This is a genomic window from Alkalihalobacillus pseudalcaliphilus (genome assembly GCF_028610675.1).
GTDB lineage: Bacteria > Bacillota > Bacilli > Bacillales > Bacillaceae_D > Alkalihalobacillus > Alkalihalobacillus pseudalcaliphilus.
This window is the reverse complement of record NZ_JAQQWS010000011.1, coordinates 12,791-30,668: the sequence shown is the minus strand read 5'-3', so window position 1 is coordinate 30,668 and position 17,878 is coordinate 12,791. Positions and strand designations below refer to the sequence as shown.

General features: G+C 38.3%; 20 protein-coding genes. 15 read left to right on the top strand and 5 right to left on the bottom strand.

Annotation, left to right across the window (positions count from 1 at the left end; translation table 11 throughout):
• Positions 1 to 6 precede the first annotated feature (6 nt).
• The 5 genes from ehuC (at position 7) to PQ479_RS17705 (ending at position 4,933) form a co-directional block, all read left to right on the top strand.
• Positions 7 to 678: an ectoine/hydroxyectoine ABC transporter permease subunit EhuC gene (ehuC, locus tag PQ479_RS17725; RefSeq protein WP_047987393.1), complete on the top strand. Its 672-nt coding sequence runs from the start codon at positions 7 to 9 to the stop codon at positions 676 to 678.
• Positions 675 to 1,361, top strand: a complete 687-nt coding sequence (ehuD, locus tag PQ479_RS17720) for an ectoine/hydroxyectoine ABC transporter permease subunit EhuD (RefSeq protein WP_047987394.1) — start codon at positions 675 to 677, stop codon at positions 1,359 to 1,361. Before ehuC ends, ehuD begins: the two co-directional genes overlap by 4 nt.
• Entirely contained in the window at positions 1,358 to 2,179 is an 822-nt protein-coding gene (gene ehuA / locus PQ479_RS17715; protein ID WP_047987395.1) for an ectoine/hydroxyectoine ABC transporter ATP-binding protein EhuA, read from the top strand. Before ehuD ends, ehuA begins: the two co-directional genes overlap by 4 nt.
• Positions 2,180 to 2,580: 401 nt before the next feature.
• Positions 2,581 to 3,384, top strand: coding sequence for a GNAT family N-acetyltransferase (locus PQ479_RS17710; RefSeq protein ID WP_273717131.1), 804 nt, complete (start codon positions 2,581 to 2,583; stop codon positions 3,382 to 3,384).
• A 214-nt stretch (positions 3,385 to 3,598) separates the two neighbouring features.
• On the top strand, positions 3,599 to 4,933 hold the full coding sequence (locus tag PQ479_RS17705) for a Na+/H+ antiporter family protein (protein WP_047987396.1): 1,335 nt from the start codon (positions 3,599 to 3,601) through the stop codon (positions 4,931 to 4,933).
• A 74-nt stretch (positions 4,934 to 5,007) separates the two neighbouring features.
• Here PQ479_RS17705 and PQ479_RS17700 read toward each other — a convergent pair whose 3' ends face one another.
• From PQ479_RS17700 to PQ479_RS17690, 3 genes are all read right to left on the bottom strand, one after another.
• Positions 5,008 to 5,598 (bottom strand): biotin transporter BioY, encoded by a 591-nt coding sequence (locus PQ479_RS17700; RefSeq protein WP_047987397.1) that lies wholly within the window; start codon positions 5,596 to 5,598, stop codon positions 5,008 to 5,010.
• Positions 5,599 to 5,782: 184 nt separating this feature from the next.
• Positions 5,783 to 6,055 (bottom strand): HU family DNA-binding protein, encoded by a 273-nt coding sequence (locus PQ479_RS17695; protein WP_047987398.1) that lies wholly within the window; start codon positions 6,053 to 6,055, stop codon positions 5,783 to 5,785.
• Positions 6,056 to 6,138: 83 nt separating this feature from the next.
• Positions 6,139 to 6,987, bottom strand: a complete 849-nt coding sequence (locus PQ479_RS17690; RefSeq protein WP_047987399.1) for a YihY/virulence factor BrkB family protein — start codon at positions 6,985 to 6,987, stop codon at positions 6,139 to 6,141.
• Positions 6,988 to 7,118: 131 nt separating this feature from the next.
• Here PQ479_RS17690 and PQ479_RS17685 point away from each other — a divergent pair, with 131 nt between their 5' ends.
• Both PQ479_RS17685 and PQ479_RS17680 read left to right on the top strand, forming a co-directional pair.
• Positions 7,119 to 7,532 (top strand): hypothetical protein, encoded by a 414-nt coding sequence (locus PQ479_RS17685; protein ID WP_047987400.1) that lies wholly within the window; start codon positions 7,119 to 7,121, stop codon positions 7,530 to 7,532.
• 75 nt (positions 7,533 to 7,607) lie between these two features.
• Positions 7,608 to 8,084 carry an S-ribosylhomocysteine lyase gene (locus PQ479_RS17680; protein ID WP_047987401.1) on the top strand — a complete coding sequence of 159 codons (477 nt, stop codon included), beginning with the start codon at positions 7,608 to 7,610 and terminating at the stop codon, positions 8,082 to 8,084.
• A 33-nt stretch (positions 8,085 to 8,117) separates the two neighbouring features.
• Here the strand turns inward: PQ479_RS17680 and PQ479_RS17675 are convergent, their stop codons facing one another.
• Positions 8,118 to 8,708, bottom strand: a complete 591-nt coding sequence (locus PQ479_RS17675) for a cysteine hydrolase family protein (RefSeq protein WP_053070303.1) — start codon at positions 8,706 to 8,708, stop codon at positions 8,118 to 8,120.
• A 558-nt stretch (positions 8,709 to 9,266) separates the two neighbouring features.
• Here PQ479_RS17675 and PQ479_RS17670 point away from each other — a divergent pair.
• From PQ479_RS17670 to yugI, 6 genes are all read left to right on the top strand, one after another.
• Complete coding sequence (locus PQ479_RS17670; RefSeq protein ID WP_273717130.1) at positions 9,267 to 9,554, top strand: hypothetical protein; 288 nt, start codon at positions 9,267 to 9,269, stop codon at positions 9,552 to 9,554.
• Between the two features lie 152 nt (positions 9,555 to 9,706).
• Entirely contained in the window at positions 9,707 to 10,201 is a 495-nt protein-coding gene (locus PQ479_RS17665; RefSeq protein WP_047987402.1) for an Lrp/AsnC family transcriptional regulator, read from the top strand.
• Positions 10,198 to 11,385, top strand: coding sequence for an aminotransferase (locus PQ479_RS17660; protein ID WP_047987403.1), 1,188 nt, complete (start codon positions 10,198 to 10,200; stop codon positions 11,383 to 11,385). Before PQ479_RS17665 ends, PQ479_RS17660 begins: the two co-directional genes overlap by 4 nt.
• Positions 11,386 to 12,129: 744 nt before the next feature.
• Complete coding sequence (gene thiM / locus PQ479_RS17655; RefSeq protein ID WP_047987404.1) at positions 12,130 to 12,936, top strand: hydroxyethylthiazole kinase; 807 nt, start codon at positions 12,130 to 12,132, stop codon at positions 12,934 to 12,936.
• A complete protein-coding gene (locus PQ479_RS17650; protein ID WP_047987405.1) occupies positions 12,933 to 14,081 on the top strand; it encodes a DEAD/DEAH box helicase in 1,149 nt (382 codons plus the stop codon). Before thiM ends, PQ479_RS17650 begins: the two co-directional genes overlap by 4 nt.
• A gap of 193 nt (positions 14,082 to 14,274) precedes the next feature.
• Positions 14,275 to 14,697 (top strand): S1 domain-containing post-transcriptional regulator GSP13, encoded by a 423-nt coding sequence (yugI, locus tag PQ479_RS17645; protein ID WP_047987406.1) that lies wholly within the window; start codon positions 14,275 to 14,277, stop codon positions 14,695 to 14,697.
• A gap of 69 nt (positions 14,698 to 14,766) precedes the next feature.
• Here the strand turns inward: yugI and PQ479_RS17640 are convergent, their stop codons facing one another.
• Positions 14,767 to 14,991 carry a DUF378 domain-containing protein gene (locus tag PQ479_RS17640; RefSeq protein ID WP_047987407.1) on the bottom strand — a complete coding sequence of 75 codons (225 nt, stop codon included), beginning with the start codon at positions 14,989 to 14,991 and terminating at the stop codon, positions 14,767 to 14,769.
• Positions 14,992 to 15,286: 295 nt separating this feature from the next.
• On the opposite strand from PQ479_RS17640, the gene PQ479_RS17635 reads away from it, so the two are divergent.
• Both PQ479_RS17635 and PQ479_RS17630 read left to right on the top strand, forming a co-directional pair.
• Positions 15,287 to 16,450, top strand: coding sequence for an iron-containing alcohol dehydrogenase (locus PQ479_RS17635; protein WP_047987408.1), 1,164 nt, complete (start codon positions 15,287 to 15,289; stop codon positions 16,448 to 16,450).
• A gap of 68 nt (positions 16,451 to 16,518) precedes the next feature.
• Entirely contained in the window at positions 16,519 to 17,868 is a 1,350-nt protein-coding gene (locus PQ479_RS17630) for a glucose-6-phosphate isomerase (RefSeq protein WP_047987409.1), read from the top strand.
• The last annotated feature ends 10 nt before the right edge of the window (positions 17,869 to 17,878 follow it).

The following is a 17,878-nucleotide window of genomic DNA, read 5'->3' as shown; positions in this document are numbered from 1 at the left end:
GAAAGGATGTTCTCCAACGCTTCTTATTTTATTCCGGTCCTATTAAGAGGATTAGAGGTAACCGTTCAAGTGTTTTTATTAGGTGCGGTTATTGCTTACACGATTGCTTTTATTGCTGGACTTGGACGAACATCACAAGTTGGTATCATCCGGTTTATTTCAACAACATTTGTTGAATTGTTTCGAGGAACTTCATTACTTGTACAAATGTTCTTCTTTGTATTTGCCTTACCGTTAATTTTTCCAGGTTTGTCGATGTCTACATTTGTTGCTGGTGGTCTTGCATTAGGTTTAAACTACGGGGCTTATGCTTCTGAAGTTGTGAGAGGCGCTGTTTTATCCATTGCTCATAGTCAAACCGAAGCAGCGATTTCTTTAAATATGAGCAAATGGCAACGACTGAGGTTCGTTATTTTACCACAAGCCGTTCGTTTAATGCTTCCTGGCTTTGGTAATAACTCTATCGAACTGTTAAAAGGAACTTCACTCGTCTCGATTATCTCATTATCGGACATGACATTCCGTGCCACATTGTTACGAAGTAGTAATACTTCTTTGGCTTCACAGGTGGAGATCTTTACTTATTTACTCATTCTCTACTTCTTGCTAGCTTTACCACTTATTTTCTTATCACGGTGGTTAGAGAAACGAGCATCTAAAGGGGTGAGTACTACGTGAATACAAATGCTTGGAACTGGGAATTTGCATTTGAAGTATTCCCACATATTATCAGAGCCATTGGAGTTACGATTAGTGTGACGTTCATCGCCTTTTTTATTGCCTTAACAATAGGTTTGCTGCTGACGTTATTACGACGTTCAAAAATTAAAATTATTTCGTGGGTAACAGGTGGAATCATCGAATTTGTTCGGGCGACACCACCTTTAGTTCAGTTGTTTTTTGTTTATTATGCAACCGATCTTAATGGATTTCAGACAGGAGCAATTGTGTTAGGTCTGCATTACAGTACGTATATTTCTGAGATATATCGTTCTGGGATTGAAGCGGTTCCGCAAAGTCAATGGGAAGCTAGTAAGGCATTAAACTTCACTAATGCTCAGACGTGGAGAAAGGTTATTTTACCACAAGCGATCCCACCAGTTATCCCAATGCTTGGAAATTATTTGATCGTCCTTTTTAAAGAAACGCCATTATTATCAGCGATTTTTGTCGTTGAAATGTTACAGGTTGCTCAATCAATTGGTGGTCAAACATTCCGTTATGTAGAGCCAATCACTATTGTCGGATTATTATTCCTTGTCTTAAGTTATCCTTCAGCCTTATTTATCCGTTATTTAGAGCAGAGATTTGGTAAGGTTGATAAAAATAGTCCAGTTCAACAAAGGGGCGTGAAAGCATGAGTGAACAATTAACGAATAAAGAAGAAAAAAAATCGGAAGAAACGATTGAGAATCCGATCGTTCGATATAAGAATGTTAGTAAATCATTCGGAGATACAACCGTCTTACAAAACCTTGATTTAGATATTGCTCAAGGAGAAAAAATCGCTTTAATTGGACCATCTGGGTCAGGTAAGACAACGATTATTCGGATGTTAATGACACTTGAAGAACCTAGTTCAGGTACAATTGAAGTAGATGGTGAGTACTTATGGCATAAAGAACAGCCTGATGGTTCGCTATCACCAGCCGATGAAAAGCATTTACGAAACGTAAGAGGCAAGATTGGGATGGTCTTCCAACAGTATAATTTGTTTCCACATATGACGATCATGAAAAACTGTACGGTAGCTCCGATAAATGTGTTAGGGATAAAAAAGGAAGAAGCTGAAGCTCGGGCGAAGGAAATGCTAGAAAAAGTTGGCTTAGGAGACAAAGTGGATGCTTATCCATCCCAGCTTTCAGGTGGTCAGCAGCAGCGTGTTGCGATTGCTCGTTCTCTCGTCATGAATCCTAAGGTGCTGTTATTTGATGAGGTGACGGCAGCTCTTGATCCTGAACTTGTTGGAGAAGTACTTGAGGTCATTAAAGATATCGCGGCAGATGGTGAGACAACGATGATTTTAATTACCCATGAAATCGATTTTGCACGTGATATTGCTGACCGAATCTTTTTCCTTCATTCAGGAAAAATTGAAGAATACGGTAAGCCAGAAGATGTATTAGTGAATCCTGAGAGTGAGAGGTTACAGTCATTCTTAAGTAGATTCCATTCATAGTATTCAAGAAACCTTTACCTCCATGGTGAAGGCTTTCTTTGGATTTTCTCGTTCTTTCAAATGAGGAGTAGGATGTCTATATTGGCATCAGTATGAGCTTCTATACAATACGAATATGGCTAAGCCTTATGTACACTCCTCCACTAACAACTTGGAAGAATAATGTATCAGAATGAGAAGCACAACACATAGACGGTGAAGTTTTCACAGTTTATGCTGAGTGAATGGATATACGTGAAAGCTATCGACTTTAGTTTACTCAGTACATATTGGAGAATTGAGTGTCCCTGATTACGATTCAATCTATGGAAGGACATGTTCGAATCATACTAAGTTGAAAAGGAGAATGAGTCGTTTCTATAGAATGGTTTGTTAGTAAACTTTTGATAGGAGGAAATCTAGTGGTTGTTAATATAGAAACGGTTAGACAGATAGAAGCAATTGAAATTGACATGATGAAATCCAGATTAGAAGCAATCAAGGCGATGCGAGATAATCCAATGGGCGTAACGATTCGGAGGTTTGGTCATGCTTATGCCTTTGCTGTTAAACATATCCCAGGGCCTTCTTTCAACACTGTTAAAGGGTTAAGGGCTGGAGATGAGCGATTCATTAATGAACTATTAGAACACTATAGAGACTTAAATATTCCAGTGCAATTCGAGTTAACACCTGGGCAAACATCGCCAGAGTTATTTTCACTTTTAGCACAAAAGGGTTTTTATCAGAAAGGATTTCATACGAGTTTATATGCTCCACTTGTTATAGAAGATACCTTGATGAATCATTTGGCAAATCTATCAATTAGGCCGCTTGAAGAAGAAGAATTTCCGATTTTTGCAGACATATATACACAATCATTTGCAATGCCTGATTTCTTGAAAAATAGTGTGGCTCAAAATAATCAAATTTTGCATGAGCTTCCAAGCTGGTCTTTTTATTTGGCTAGTCTAGGTGGCGTAGATGTAGGAATTGCCGTTTTGTTTGTAAAAGATGGAGTTGCAAATCTTGCAGCAGCGGCGACTTTACCTGAGTATCGAGGAAAAGGAATACACGCAGCTTTCATTCGGAAAAGAATGGTACAAGCTTTAAGGCAGGGTTGTCATTTAATTGTTGGGCAAGCCGCGAGCATATCTATTAGTCAAAATAATATGGAGAAAGCAGGCTTTAATATAGCTTATCATAAAGCAATTTGGGGTAGCTGAAACATTGGATACATAAAAATCTAGAAGACTCAATGTCCGACTGTGGTATTGAGTTTTTTATATTTTTACCTTAAAGTGAATCTTTACTACGTTATCACTTTATCAAAATAAAGAAAATGATTGACATCTCTTAGTAGGTAATGTTAGTTTAAGATAATAATGATTTAGTGATTTACCAATTTATCAGAATAAAGTATATGTGGAGTTGTTATAAATGAACGCTGTCTTACTTGCTGTTGTTGTCATGTTAGTTTTAAGTTTATTACGAGTACATGTAGTCATGGCTCTTATTATTGGTTCACTTGTAGGTGGGATAAGTGCAGGCATGAGCTTGGAGGAAACCCTTTATATATTTTCAGATGGTTTAGGTGGTGGGGCAACTATCGCTTTAAACTACGCGATACTAGGTGCGTTTGCTGTAGCGATTTCTCGAACTAGCTTACCAAATTCCTTAGTAAATCTAGTCATTAAACTAGTCGGAAACCAGTCAGACTCTAGAAGAAAAGTACTTTCTAAAGCACTCATATTTCTTTTTATTCTAGTGATGGCTTGTTTCTCCCAAAACTTAATTCCAATTCATATTGCTTTTATACCTATTCTAATTCCACCAATTATCAATATTTTAAATGAATTAGAGGTTGATAGAAGAGCTATCGCTTCGATTTTGACTTTTGGATTAATAGCTCCGTATATGTTGTTACCTTATGGGTTTGGGAATGTATTTCATCGTATTGTTGTAGAGAACATTGGACAAAATGGTTTAGATGTTTCAATGAGTCAAGTGACGCCAGCTATGGTCATTCCCGTTTTTGGAATGGTTATCGGTTTATTCATAGCCGTGCTTTTCAGTTATAGGAAATCCAGATCATATGAACAAAAAGAGCTTCAGGGTGTTTCGACAAAAGTGGATAAAGAAAAGTCGGGACAACAAAAAGTATGGTCGATTATCGGAGCGTCTCTGGCTATTTTTATCACTTTACTAGTACAGACGTACTCGGAATCAATGATTATGGCGGGTTTAGCAGGTATCATCGTTTTATATTTGACTAGAGCGTTAAAGTGGAATGGCTCTGATCAAGTTTTAACAGATGGAATGAAAATGATGGCTTTTATTAGCTTTGTGATGATTAGTGCAGCGGGTTTCTCAGAAGTAATCCGTGAAACGGGACACGTGGACCTTTTAGTGGAGCAGGTGTTAGCTGTAGTTGGTGAAAGTCAAGGAACGACGGCATTGTTAATGCTGTTGGTTGGTTTGATTTTAACATTAGGTATTGGCTCGGCCTTTTCTACAGTGCCGATACTCGCAACGATATTTGTTCCTATAGGCATGGCGGTCGGATTTAGTCCGGTAGCTATTATTGCTTTAATAGGAACGGCAGGTGCACTTGGCGATGCGGGTGCTCCAGCTTCTGACAGCACGTTAGGTCCAACGGCCGGTTTGAATGCAGATGGACAGCATAATCATATTTGGGATACATGTGTGCCAACATTTTTACACTATAACATTCCACTGATTATTTTTGGATGGATAGCAGCAATGATTTTATAGTTTAGAAAAGAAAAGCCCACCTTGACTAAAAAAAGGTCAAGGGGCTTTTTGGTGATTTTATGGAAATGTACGATTTAAGGAGTAATCGTTTGTTTCATGGGATGTTGTTTGGTTTGAACGGTTTCATAAATTCGTTTTGCTAAAATCGCTGCCATACATGTGAAGATAATATCTTTGATCGCTGGTGCTAACATCACGAGCCAAGCCGCTGAGTATGGGATGGCATCAGTAGCGGCTAAAAACTGAAAAGCGAAATACATATAATTTGTTCCGATTATATAATTGATGACTAAACCTAATAAGCTCGCATACATGAATGTTTGTAATGATTTTTTATTGCTTTTTTCAATGATTTTTCCTGCTACATAAGCAACAACAATAAATGATAAGATAAATCCGAAGGTAGGCCTTAATAATACGGATAAACCTGCATGAAATTGAGAAAAGACTGGAAAACCAATTAATCCAATCACCATATAAAGGATCATGGCAGTGGCACCGCGTTTACTGCCCAATAAGGTACCGGCTAGAATTGCAAAAAAAGTTTGCAGTGTAATCGGTACACCGGCAATGACGAGCATGGACGTTAAATTAGCACCAACGGCCATTAAAGATGCAAACATGGCGATGAGTACTAAGCTTTTAACATGGTTTGTAGAATGCATGTATTGTTCACCTCGATAATCATTTGGTTAACAAAATAATAGTTGAAACAAAAGTAATTGTCAACTTATATTTTATTTAAGTTAACAAATGTGGTGTTATCTGCCTTATTTAAAAAATGGACATAAAAAAAGAGCTCCTCATTAAACGATACAAGGATAACTCTTCTTTATCATACTCTTAGGATTATTTGACAGCATCCTTAAGTTGTTTACCTGCTTTAAAAGCGGGTGTTTTTGTTGCTGCTATATCAATTTCTTCACCCGTTTGTGGGTTACGTCCTTTTCTTGCTGCACGTTCTCTTACTTCAAAGTTACCGAAGCCAATAAGTTGTACAGTCTCTCCCTTAGATAAGGACTCTGTAATGAGTTCGAAAAGTGTATTAACGGCTAAGCTGGCATCTTTTTTTGAAAGCTGGGTACGTTCTGCTAAAGCTTGAGTTAATTCTGTTTTATTCATCATTTCATCTCCTCAAAAATACATATTCATAATTCATACTGGTAACATCATGTCCATTTTCTAGAATAATATACATGCTCTAGTCATTTATTTTGAAATTCAGAGATTGGTATCGTTGTTAATTTTTCCTTGCTTTCGTATAAGGCGGCATTAATTTGACCACCTAAAATAAGAGATATGCCTGTTAGAAAGAACCAAAGCATTAAGATGATTACGCCACCAAGGCTTCCGTAAGTTGCAGAAAAATTGGCGAAATTGCTTAGGTAAAAGGAAAAACCTAACGAGATAACCTGCCAACTAACTGTCGCAAAAACAGCGCCGAAAAATACGTAGCGGAACTTCACTTTAATGTTAGGTGCTATCCAATAGATAAAAATAAGGACTAAAACCATAAGGACAATACCAATAATGTAACGTAATACATTTAGAAGAACGGTTGTTTGTTCTGGAAAGAAAAATATTTCATCGAGCACATTAATAATAAATGACCCGAATACTGGTAAAAGTAACGTCACGATCATGGTGACAAGAATCGCAAATGTGAGGAGCATGGACAGAATGCGTTGATGAAGAAAATTTCGTGTCTCCTCGATATTGTAAGACCGATTAATGGCTCGAATAAACGCATTAATTCCATTAGATGCTGACCATAATGTGACGATAATCCCAATCGATAATAAGCCACCACGAGGTTCGCTAATGGTGTCGAGAATAATGGTAGTAATGACCTCGGCAATCGCATAGGGTACATAGTCATTTATAAATTGTTCGATTTGGGCAACGTCTAGATGAAAGAAAGGGATTAAGGCGATTAGGAACATCAGCAACGGAAAAATAGATAACATAAAATAATAGGCAAGCGTTGCAGACCAATCTAAAATCGGATCTTTTTTGATTTGTGTATATAAATATTGCCAAAATGGTTTATCCATGCCGAGGTTCTCCTTTTAAATGTTCAAGTTCTTGATACTATCCTTCCCGTAAAAGGGTTAACAGTAAACGATCTTCGTAAAAATATGTTACCATAAGCTTAGTAAATAAGAATAAAAAATATGGAGGCATTATGCAAGATCATTATACAGCACGTGAACCGAAATTATTGTGGATTCTTTTATTTGTTATTACTTTATCGTATGCGTACTTACTTGAGTCAAGTCTTTCCTATGTTGCATACGGATTATTGTTTGTTTTTGCGGCAGCGATGATGATTCATTATGAGTTGTTTTTTTCTGAAAATGAAATTCGTCTTGAAGTGAAAATATTGTCTTTTAAACTTTTTGAAAAGAAGGCAACCGCTCAAGAGATTGAACTGATTCAATTTGTTGACTTAATTCGAAGGCATGTTATTTTTATTAAGAAAAAGGATGGAAAGCGAATTAGGCTGCACCGTTTTGTGCCTGAGCATTTCTCTGGAAGAGTTCGGATGTTTGCAAAACAGCATGAGATTAAAAAAGAGGAAATGACAGCTCGGAAGTAGTCTATCTTTATGACTCGACATCATCACTGATTTCTAGATATACTAGATGATAGATTGAAAATGAGGAGTGAGAGTATGCCTACAGTTGAAAGTTTTGAATTAGATCATACGATTGTCAAAGCACCCTATGTACGTCCTTGCGGTACTCATAAAATTGGAACGGATGGCGTTGTCAATAAATTCGATATCCGCTTTTCGCAACCAAATAAGCAATCGATGAAGCCCGATGTTATTCATACGATGGAGCATCTATTAGCACTCAACATTCGTCGCTTTGCCGAAGATTATCATCATTTTGATGTGATTGATTTATCACCAATGGGGTGTCAAACGGGATTTTATCTTATTATGAATGGTGATCCATCTGTTGATGAGATCATTGATGTTCTAGAGAAAACGATGCATTATTCACTTGAAATTGAGGAAGTTCCAGCAGCAACAGAAAAACAATGTGGGCAAGCGAAGCTCCATGATTTAGACGGGGCAAAAAAGCTAATGAAATATTGGTTGTCCCACGATAAAGATTCATTAAAACAAGTTTTTGCTTCATAAACGTGCAGCTGTCATGTCGGTATTCTAATACCTTCATGACAGTTTTTTATTTGATTGAAGTGGAAAATGATAGTCAGTTGAAGGTCTAATATCAGCTTTATTAACCTGTTTCATTGTTTTCAGTGCTTGTTCATTTTCCTCTTTGTTTATGGAGGCGATGCAATCAGACGGCGTGAAAAGGTGATAATGGAACATGTAAGCATCGTTGGCGCTAAATTGTACACACATATTGCCAGCAACCCCTGTAAGAATTAACGTATCAATACCAAGGTGCTCGAGTAATATGTTCAATGGTGTGCCAAAAAAAGCAGAGAACTGGGGTTTTAAAACAAAATAATCATCTTCATCTGGTTCCAGTAGTTGAGCGAGCGGTGCCCCTAGAGAGTCACCATCCTTACAATGCGTAACGAGAGAACGGAAGTCAGACTGCCATTGCCCATAATTATCATTGATGTATATGACTGGAATCCCTTGTTTTTTCACTTCTACTTTTAATGATTTGATCGCTTTTGCGGCGGGAAGGGCATATGTGAGTAATTGCTTGCCTTCGTGAAAGTCTAGATCGTTAATCATATCAATAATTAATAAAGCGGTTTTATGATTTTTAATCGCATTGGTAACCATATCAATACCTCCTCCTTATGTAAATGTAACATCCACCCCATAGATTTCCCACTGATGCGCTCAAACTATACGAACTTCGATAGATGTATTTTTGTTTGAAGTTAGTGCGAACATGGTGCGTTGCTCGCTGCTACCGAAAATTATGCTCTGCGACCTGCGGCGCTGACCTGGCACAGCCAGTGGATTTCAGAAGGCTACTATTTCCCGCGGGAGTCTCCGCATATTTTCGTCCGCTGGGTACTGCTAATTCTCAAGTTCAAAAAAACATCCTTACAAAAATGATAAAAATGAATAAGAACAAAAACAAAGTGAATCAAAAGCCACCGAATAAAAAAACAACCAAATTAAACGAAAATCCATCAAGTTAAGGACAAATATGAAAGTCATGAAAGTGGTTTTGCGGCAATGAAGCAGTGAAACCGACGGCCAATGCGGAGTAAGTGAAAATATGGGGCAATGAAGCGATAAAACTGGTCGTTAATAGGGAGTAAATGAAATACTCGAGGGAAGAAGGTGAGTAACTGCACACACGAAAAAGGCTAAACCGAGATTCCACGTTTGCTCGGGTTTCCTCCTGCTTTTTCCGACCGCAACCCCGAGATTCAGCGTTTGCTCGGGTTTACTCCCGCTTTTTCCGACCGCAACCCCGAGATTCAGCGTTTGCTCGGGTTTCCTCCTGCTTTTTCATCCTGCAACCCCGAGATTCCACGTTTGCTCGGGTTTACTCCTGCTTTTTCCTCCTGCAACCCCGAGATTCCACGCTTGCTCGGGTTTACTCCCGCTTTTTCCGACTGCAACCCCGAGATTCCACGTTTGCTCGGGTTTACTCAAGCTTTTTTTAAATGAAGCAGTGAAACCAGCCGCCAGTAAACTTTTATCAAAAACAAAACGAAAAAATATTCAAAAAAGAGGATTAATTCAGTCCGACGAATATGGTATGATAGGTAAAATAAAATGAAGAATCCATATGACCATGTATGGAAGGAGTAGTGGAGAATATGACAGAAAAAGAGCTAGAGGTCTTAAAAATTATAGAAGAAGATGCCCGAATTGACTTTAATACGTTAGCGAAGATGATTAACTTGAACGAAAATGAGGTCGAAGAAATTTTACGTAAGTTAGAAAAAAATAAAATTATTCTTAATTACTCAGCAGTGATTGATTGGAGTAAAATACAGCAAGCAGAACCCGTCACAGCAATGATTGACGTAAAAGTTGCTCCAAAACGTGGCGTAGGTTTTGATGAAGTAGCAGAACGTATTTATCGTTTCCCCGAAGTAAAAGCCTTGTACTTAATGTCTGGTGCCTATGATCTGCAAGTTGTAATCGAAGGCAAGACAATGCATGAAATTGCTCGATTTGTATCTGAAAAGCTTTCTTCCATTGACTCTGTCTTGTCAACAACTACACATTTTCAGCTGAAAAAATATAAACATGATGGCATTGTATTTGAAGAAGGGGAAGAAGATAGAAGAATTGTGGTGACACCATGACACACGTAAATATTAATAAGAAGCAAAGATTGTCGTCCAGAGTGCAAAGTATACAGCCTTCTGGTATTCGTCGCTTTTTTGACTTGGCATCAAAAATGGATAATATCATTTCTTTAGGTGTTGGCGAACCTGACTTCATTACACCGTGGAGTGTTCGTGAGGCGAGTATTTCTTCCATGGAAAGGGGCTTTACTGCCTACTCAGCCAATGCAGGGATTTTAGAACTACGTGAAGCGATTTCTATATACATGAGTCAACGTTTTCAAGTTGAGTACGATCCAGAGGAAGAAATTCTAGTTACAGTTGGAGCGAGTGAGGGGATTGATGTAGGTTGTCGAGCCATTTTAGATGAAGGTGACGAAGTGATTGTCGTTGAGCCAGGTTTTGTATCATATGCACCCTTGATTGCTATGGCTGGCGGGGTACCTATTTCAGTTGGTACACATATAGAGGATGATTTCAAAGTTTCGGCAGAACAAATTCAGGCAGCGATAACGGAAAGAACAAAAGCGCTAATCATCAGTTTTCCCAATAATCCAACAGGAGCTATTATGTTAGAAGAAGATTATAAGGGAATTGCAGAATTAGTAGAAAAACATGATTTACTCGTTTTTTCTGATGAGATATACGCTGAATTAAGTTATGATTATCAGCATATAAGCTTTGCGGCTTTAAAAGGGATGAAAGAGCGAACGATTTTAATTAATGGATTTTCTAAGGCTTTTGCGATGACTGGATGGCGACTAGGGTTTGTGATGGCTCCAAAAGATATCCTTGCAGCGATGTTAAAGATACATCAGTATAGTTTAATGTGTGCACCGACAATGGCTCAATACGGAGCACTAGAGGCATTACAAAATGGCATGGACGATGTCGAGCGAATGAAGCAGTCATATAAGCAAAGACGTAATTTCTTCGTGAAGTCCTTTTCTGAAATAGGATTAGACTGCCATGTGCCGGGGGGAGCTTTTTATGCATTTCCATCGATTCGCTCTACGGGATTGAGCTCAGAAGAATTTGCTGAAAAACTTTTATATGAAGAGCGAGTTGCTGTTGTTCCCGGAAATGTGTTTGGAGCAGGAGGAGAAGGACATATTCGCTGTTCGTATGCAACTTCCATGGAAAACTTACAGGAATCTGTTAAGCGAATGGAGCGCTTTGTTAAAAAATATCAAAATGAATGAATGGTGACGGAACTGTTAGCTGATAACAGTTCCGTTCGTCGTTTGATAACGATTATACTTCTGAATAATGGGTTTAGGTAGATAAAAAAAGAACATAAGCGGGTAGCTCATGTTCTCTAAAGGGGGAATACGTTACTAGTCATAAGTATTGACAGTATTCCGAATATTATACTCGGTTCATAAAAAAATGTATGGAATAGCTTGATTCTAGAACCATTACCTTGATGCACATTTAATATATTATTACGTCCTAAGTAGGTCGAGGCTGGTCATTTCCCGCAGCGATGAAGAGTAACAGACATGAAAAGTGCTAATCGTGTAGTTACTGTGACCATTGTGGGGAGTAACTGACATGAAAAGTGCTAATCGTGTAGTTACTCCGGTCTTGATGGCGAGTAACTGACATGAAAAAGGCTAATCGTGTAGATACTGTGACCATTGTGGGGAGTAACAGACATGAAGGGGGCTAATCGTGTAGATACTGTGACCATTGTGGGGAGTAACTGACATGAAAAGGGTTAATCGTGTAGTTACAGCGTCCTTGACCAAGAGTAAGTGACATGATGAGGCGTATTCGAGCATTTACTCCCGCCATGACAAAGAGCAACTGACATGTTAAAGACTAATCGTCCACTTCCTCAGGCAATAGTTACGAAACTACATGATATTAGAAAATTGATTTAATTGTTTTTAAAAAAGAAACAAGGTAAGCTTTGAATAAGATTAAAATGAGGATGTGAGAGGATGTATATAGAAAGAATTAGGCAAGAGCAGCCTTTAATTCATTCCATGACCAATGTAGTTGTCACCAATTTTACTGCCAATGGTCTACTCGCAATTGGAGCTTCACCTGTTATGGCCTATGCGAAAGAAGAAGTCGCGGACATGGCTAAGGTGGCAGGTGCCGTACTATTAAATATAGGAACTCTAAGTGAAGAACAGGTAGAGGCGATGATTCTCGCTGGTAAATCTGCCAATAAACACGGTGTACCGGTCGTTTTAGACCCAGTTGGGGCAGGAGCTACGACATTAAGAACCGAGTCAGCCAAACGAATTTTAGAAGAAGTTCAAGTCACCGTTTTGCGCGGTAATGCAGGTGAAATCTCTTCTTTAGTTGGACAAGATGTTCAGGTGAAAGGAGTCGATGGGGCGGTTAACGGTGAATTCGATCAATTAGCTAGTGAAGCATCTCGGCTTTTTCGCTGTCTGACGGTTGTCACAGGAGAAGTTGACTATGTAAGTGATGGTCATTCCAAGAATTTCAAATTAAAAAATGGCCATTCTTGGTTAACGAAGGTCGTTGGGACAGGTTGCTTACTAGGAGCATATATCGCAAGCTTTTTAGCGGTTGCCAAGGAAGAAGAATTTATAGAAGCGATTGTCGACGGAATTGCGAGTTTTAATATTGCTTCAGAAAAAGCCTATCAGGAGACGAAAGAAAAGGGAATTGGCTCTTTTCAAACGGAGTTTTTAAATCAATTATTTACAATCTCTGATCAAGATGTACTGGTTTTAAAGAAAGTAGAAGAAGCAAAAGGGTGGACAGAATGACAGATATTTTAAAAAGTAATGTATTATCAGAAGGCATATTAGCAGCATTAAAGGAAATGGGAATTGAGCAATTAACCGAGATTCAACAAAAAATGATTCCAGAAGCTTTGGAAGGACAAGATATTGTTGCTCGTTCACAAACCGGTACGGGAAAAACATTAGCTTTTCTTTTGCCGCTTTTAAGTAAGATTCAATCGGAAAAAAAGGGTTTGCAAGCATTAGTGGTAGCTCCTACCCAAGAACTTGCGATGCAAATTGTAGATGTAACAAGAACCTTAACAGCTGGAACCGGAATTAAATTAGGTGCTTTTATCGGCGGCGCAAACATTAATAGACAGCTTGATAAATTAAAAAAAGAAAAACCACAAATTGCAATTGGCACTCCAGGAAGAATTCTTGAGTTGATTGATAGAAAAAAATTAAAAGTACATGAAGTGGAAATAGTTGCGATAGACGAGGCGGACCGAATGGTCGCAGAGGATGAAGCATGGAAAAACTTTACGCGTATCGCCAAGCGGGTTGGACGTGAGCGTCAATATTTATTTGTATCAGCGACAATTCCTCCTGGTTTTCATGAGATGGTTCAGGACTTTGCTCCTTTTATTGTTCAGTTAGAATCCGAAGGCAATCTTTTAGTAGAGAATGTCGATCATTATTATATCAAAGTAGAGGAACGTAATCGCATTGATACGGCACGGAAAATCATCCACGCAGATAATATCAAAAAAGGGATTGTGTTTGTGAACCAGCTTGAGCGCTTGAATGAAACTTTTGATAAGCTTGATTACCGCGGTATAAAAGTTGCAGCTCTTTCATCCGAACAGAACAAGCAGGAAAGAGAAAGAGCATTAAAACAATTCCGTGATGGTGACGTACACGTATTGATTGCTACAGATGTTGCATCACGAGGGTTGGACGTTGATGATGTCACACATATTATCCAACTAGACCCTGCTTCAGATCCAAATAGTTATTTACATCGTGCTGGTCGTACTGGACGAATGGGGAAAGACGGAATAGTCCTATCGTTGATTGCCCAAAAAGACGAATACAAGTTAGCTAAATATGAGCGTGAGTTAGGGGCAACGATATCAGAAGTAAATGTGAGTCAAGGCTCTTTATATCTAAATAAAAATGAAGCATAACGATTAAAACTAAAAATATCCTTAACTACGATAAAAAATGATCAATGGAAAAATTACTAATTCCTTACAATCGGTGTGAAAGCCTTGTAACAAGCGATTATTGGACATTTTTTCTCCTGAGACATATTTTTGCTTATTCGTAGATCCTATGTTAATATTAAAAGGTTAAAAATTATTTAGGAGTTGTATGTAAATGTCAAACTATGAAGTTGGAAGTATCATCGAGGGTAAAGTTACAGGAATTAAACCATTTGGTGCTTTCGTTGCCATTGACGAAGAAAAACAAGGTTTAGTACACATTTCTGAAGTAGCACATGGTTTTGTTAAAGATATTAACGATGTCTTAACTGTAGGAGATGAAGTAAAGGTAAAAATCATGTCAATTGATGAGGGAACTGGTAAAGTTTCTTTATCTATCCGTGCTACACAAGAGGCGCCTGAGCGTCCAGCACGTAAACCTCGTCCAAGCAACCAAGGTGGTGGCGGAGCACGTAAGCCACAAGCTCAACAGCAAAAATCTCAACAAGGCTTCAATACTCTTGAAGATAAATTAAAAGAGTGGTTAAAGCAATCAAATGAAATTCAAGCTGACTTAAATAAAAGAGCTAAAAAATAAGTACTAAAAATAAAGCACCTAATGAGTGAATGCTCATTGAGGTGCTTTATTTTTTATACGTAATCCATATTATTCAATTTCGGGTACTCGTTCTATTTCTTCTGATGGCTTAAATAAAAGGGAGATACAATATAATCCAGCTAAACCAACTATAGCATAAATAACTCTTGAAATAACAGCTGCTTGTCCTCCGAAAATGGCAGCGACTAAATCAAATCGAAAAAAACCAATAAGCCCCCAGTTAATCGCTCCGATAATTGCTAAGGTTAGGGCTGTTCGTTGTAAACCACTCATCCTAAATCACCTCCTTCTTCGGAATTTAAGCATACAAAAGTGATGCTTTGTGTTTAGGATGAGGTTAGTTAACGAATAATATACAGGAACATATCTCCTAATGATGGAGGCTACAGCTTTGAAGTTATTAAGGAAAAAAGTTAAAATGAGAGCGTGTCAATAATGTAAAAAAATTGAGAAAAGCCTTTACGCGTTGACGCTTTTCGGGAATAATAGAATAAAGTCATACATCAATTAGTGTTAAGATATTTATCCACGGATTGTTAGTTTAACCAAAAGAAGGAGTGACTTATAAATGGATTCATTTGTTTTCAGAAATCCAACCAAGTTAATATTTGGGCAAGAACAAACATCAGAATTAGTGAATGAAATGAGCCTTTACGGCGATAAGGTTTTGCTTGTTTATGGTGGAGGTAGTATCAAAAAGAACGGATTATATGATCAAGTTGTGAACCAATTAAATCAAGCTAATAAAGAGGTTTATGAGTTAGCTGGGGTTGAACCTAATCCAAGATTAACAACTGTACATAAAGGAATTGAACTTTGTAAAAAAGAAAAAATTGACTTCATCTTGGCTGTCGGTGGAGGCAGTGTGATTGATGCAACAAAGGCTATTGCAGCAGGGGCTAAATATGATGGTGATGTTTGGGATATTATTATCAAAAATACCCATGCAAAAGAAGCCCTTCCTTTTGGAACCATTTTGACCTTAGCAGCAACTGGTTCGGAAATGAATTCAGGATCGGTTATTACGAATTGGGAAACAGAGCAAAAAGTTGGCTGGGGAAGTCCATATGTGTTTCCGACATTCTCCATTCTCGACCCTGTTAATACCTTATCTGTTCCAAAGGATCAAACGATATATGGAATTGTTGATATGATGAGCCATGTGCTTGAAGCTTATTTCCACCATACGACAAACACACCTTTACAAGACCGTATCTGTGAGTCGATTTTGTTAACAGTTAAAGAAACAGCTCCTACACTTGTAGAGGATTTACAAAATATCGAAGCGCGTGAGACGGTATTATACTGTGGAACAATGGCTCTAAATGGGATTACACAAATGGGAGCTCGTGGAGACTGGGGATCTCATAATATTGAACATGCCGTCTCCGCCGTATATGATATCCCTCATGCAGGTGGATTAGCGATTATTTTTCCTCATTGGTTACGTAATAGCTTAAATGAACGTATTGAGCGTCACGTACAACTTGCTACGCGCGTGTTCGGAGTTGAGACAGAAGGGAAATCAGACGAAGAGGTTGCTTTAGAAGGTATTCAAAAGCTTTCTGAATTCTGGACGAGCCTAGGTGCTCCAAATCGTCTCGTTGATTACAATATTGATGCAAGTCAAGTGAAAAAAATGGCTGAAATTGCAGGAGCAAGAGGTGCATTTGGCAATTTTAAATCTCTTGAATCAGCAGACGTCGAAAAAATCTTAACTGCAGCTCTTTAGAAAAGGTTGTTTGTGGGGACGTAACAGTTCAGTTAGCCACAACGTTTAAAATTAGAGGAGGATTTTTCATGAAAAAAGTACAGTTTGACTATACAAAAGCTTTACCATTTTTTAGTCAGCACGAAATTGATTATTTACAAAACGCAGTAACAGCTGCACACGATGCCTTGCACAAAGGAACAGGTGCAGGGAATGACTACGTTGGTTGGATTGACTTACCAACTAATTACGATCGGGAAGAATTTACCCGTATTCAAAAAGCAGCAGATAAAATCAAAAATGATTCAGATGTACTGATCGTGATTGGGATTGGAGGGTCATACTTAGGGGCACGAGCGGCCATTGATGCCCTAACTCATTCTTTCTATAATGTCTTAGATAAAGAAGAGCGTAAAACGCCTCAAGTCTTTTTTGTTGGGAACAATATTAGCTCAAACTATATGAGAGATCTATTATCTGTTATCGAAGGCAAAGATGTTTCTGTCAATGTCATTTCAAAATCGGGAACAACGACAGAGCCTGCCATTGCCTTCCGTGTCTTCCGCGATTACTTAGAAAAGAAATACGGAAAAGAAGAAGCGAGACATCGTATTTATGCGACAACGGATCGAGAAAAAGGTGCTTTAAAAACAGTTGCTAATGATGAGGGCTATGAATCCTTTGTTATTCCAGATGATGTTGGTGGCAGGTTCTCCGTCTTAACGGCTGTTGGTTTACTACCGATTGCTGTAGCTGGACTTGATATCGAAGCGATGATGAAGGGTGCGGCAGATGCTAGTCAAGACTTTAATAACCCTAACTTAGCCGAAAACCAAGCTTATCAATATGCAGCAGTACGTAATATTTTATACTCTCGCGGAAAAGCAATCGAGTTAATGGTGAATTATGAACCATCGCTCCATTTTGTTTCTGAATGGTGGAAACAACTCTTTGGTGAAAGTGAAGGAAAGGATCATAAAGGCTTATTCCCAGCCTCTGTTGACTTTTCAACCGATCTTCACTCTATGGGTCAATATATTCAAGAGGGACGTCGTCATTTATTTGAAACGGTCTTAAATGTAGAAAATGTTCGTGAGCATATAACAATTGAAGAAGCCGCTAGTGATTTAGATGGCTTAAATTATCTGGCTGGTGAAACGATGGATTTTGTTAATAAAAAAGCATTCCAAGGTACAATGCTTGCTCATACGGATGGAGATGTTCCTAATTTAATTGTCAATATTCCTGAGCTTAACGAATATCATTTCGGTTATTTAGTTTATTTCTTTGAAAAAGCAGTAGGAATCAGTGGTTACTTATTAGGAGTCAACCCATTCGATCAGCCTGGGGTTGAAGCCTACAAGAAAAATATGTTTGCTTTACTAGGCAAGCCTGGATTTGAAGCAGAAAAAGCAGAATTGGAAAAGCGTTTAAAATAATGAATGGAAA